The 2,099-nt window shown below is 47.7% G+C and carries 2 protein-coding genes; both read right to left on the minus strand.

Annotation, left to right across the window (positions count from 1 at the left end):
• Positions 1-237 (minus strand): glycerol dehydratase reactivase beta/small subunit family protein (locus tag VB081_RS01125; protein ID WP_323399030.1); only part of this gene is annotated, 237 nt, incomplete at its 3' end.
• 1 nt (position 238) lies between these two features.
• Positions 239-2,053 carry a diol dehydratase reactivase subunit alpha gene (locus VB081_RS01130; RefSeq protein WP_090306501.1) on the minus strand — a complete coding sequence of 605 codons (1,815 nt, stop codon included), beginning with the start codon at positions 2,051-2,053 and terminating at the stop codon, positions 239-241.
• Between the last annotated feature and the right edge of the window lie 46 nt (positions 2,054-2,099).

Below are 2,099 nucleotides of genomic sequence, written 5' to 3' on the forward strand. Positions count from 1 at the left end.
CTTAATATACTGTAAAACGATTTGATCGCTGATGCCAATGCCAACTCCCAAATGGGATGCCTCTGCGGCCTTATAGGCCAATTCCACAGCAGCCTTTTTATCCTTTTCTTCTAAAGAAAAGGGAAGGCCTTCCTCTTCAATTCCCAAAAGAACTTCAACAAGGATGTCTTTAGGAACGGTATTCTTTACATAGTATACTTTAATCTCAGGTTTTGGAGCCTCAAAATTGACGTTCATTTCATTCACCTTCGCCGTAAGATAAAACAAGTCCCGTGGCGACGGCATTTCTTGGCCCTTCACAGGCACGGATATTTGCACGCCCAGCTACAATAGAGTAACGTGACAGCGCATCTGTAACCATTTGTGGGACTTCGAAATCGAGTGCTGAACCACCAACCAAGGTGACAAATTCCATGTCTCTTACGTTGCCCGTCGGGCTGACCCTCTCCAGTGATCGGATCGCGTTGACGACAAAGACTTTTTCCTTAGCATCCCGGCGCACCTGCTTGATGCGTTCCAGGGAGTGGTTTCCAGGAACCGGAACCATGCCGTTAGGCGTTAAGATAACCACCCGGGCAAATGTCCTCGGGTCCAATGGTGTGTCAAAAAACTGAACGGTTCCGTCTTCATGACGAATATGGAAAAGACTTTCAACCTTTGCAAGCGGATACTTCTTGATGTCCTCCGGTAGACCCATATCATCAAACCCCAGCTCAGAGCCAATCAACATGGTTACCATGTTGCCGGCACCAGCCAAGTGGATGGATTTGATCTCACCAGCCCTGTTAATAATTGCCGCATCCGTTGATCCTGCCCCCATATCGATAATCGCCATCGGCTTGTTCGAACCCGGAGTCGTCAGCGCACCGCGGATAGCCATATCAGCTTCCACACCACCAACTTCAACTTTAACTCCCAGCTCTTTTTCAAGCTCTTCAGCGATCATGCTCATTTGCAGGCGATCTGCTTTAACCATGGCCGCGATACCAACAGCGTTTTCCATGGAAAACTCTTCAGCAACGCCCCCCCGTACACTTTGAGGTACGAAGGTGTCCACAGCCAGCAAATCCTGAATCTTGATGTTTACGGGTGATTGTCCAGTAAGGTTTGACATAACCTGTCGCACCTTTTCCAACATTCCCCCGGCATTTGTTCCGGGTTCTCCCTTAATGTCTTCGACGGGAGCCACACTTCTAATGGCCTCCATGATGACTTCTGCGCCTTCATCCACATTCACAGTTGCCTTTTTATTGACACCCTGAATAATGATTTGACCAGCGGGGATTTTACGTTCCTTAACATCCCCTGCTGGTGTCTTGATGACAACAGCGGAGCGATTACCGATCAGTGCCCGAGATACAGGCACGACCTGCTTGGTTTCTTCCGGAGATAAATCAAACACTGTAGCAATCCCATAGGGATTGGAAAGCTGTTCGACAACGGCGCCAGGTGAAGCTACTTCAACGGCAGCCCGCATACCTAGCGGCACCTTTTCGATTAGAGCCACTTCATCAACAATGGGAATTGGCTTTTTCAAACGGTTATTAATTAAAACGCCATCATCTCTTTGGACAATGGCACCATTTACGTAAATGCCGTTTGCGGCGGCCTCATTAATCATACGGGATGAGTTTTCAAAGTCGATTTCACGCGGTATAATCGCAATAACCGAATCCCCCTTCTTCGCATTCTTAATGTCCCTTATGTTCACCGTCACCCCAACACCGGTTCCCAGGCCACCAGGGGTGGATGGATTATGTCCGATCATTGTGGATTCTGTGATTATTGTTTCAGTAATGGTTTCCATTGCCACATCCCCAATAACAGGAGCGGCTTCGTTAAGGCGAATCAAATCAACGTCTTCTACAGCTAAGTTGACTTTATCGAGGGCTTGCTTTAAAGAGGAGAAGACACCATGGATATTCTGTCTCGTTCCCTTGATTCCTGTTGTCGGTACAATACCGCTGGAAAGGAATTCAGGTGAACCGGAGGTAATTCTTGCCAAGGCAGTTTCTGTACTGGCATTACCAATGTCTATCCCTGCTACTATCATATATCTTCCTCCAAACAGTCTCTTTATGATGAGACCTACAGGCAGG

This window comes from Christensenella sp., from assembly GCF_034927525.1.
In the GTDB taxonomy this organism is placed as follows: Bacteria; Bacillota; Clostridia; order Christensenellales; family Christensenellaceae; genus Christensenella.

Bases quoted from the DNA above. Each gene is read 5' to 3' on its own strand.
- VB081_RS01130 (WP_090306501.1), bottom strand. From the start codon at position 2,053: ATGATAGTAGCAGGGATAGACATTGGTAATGCCAGTACAGAAACTGCC.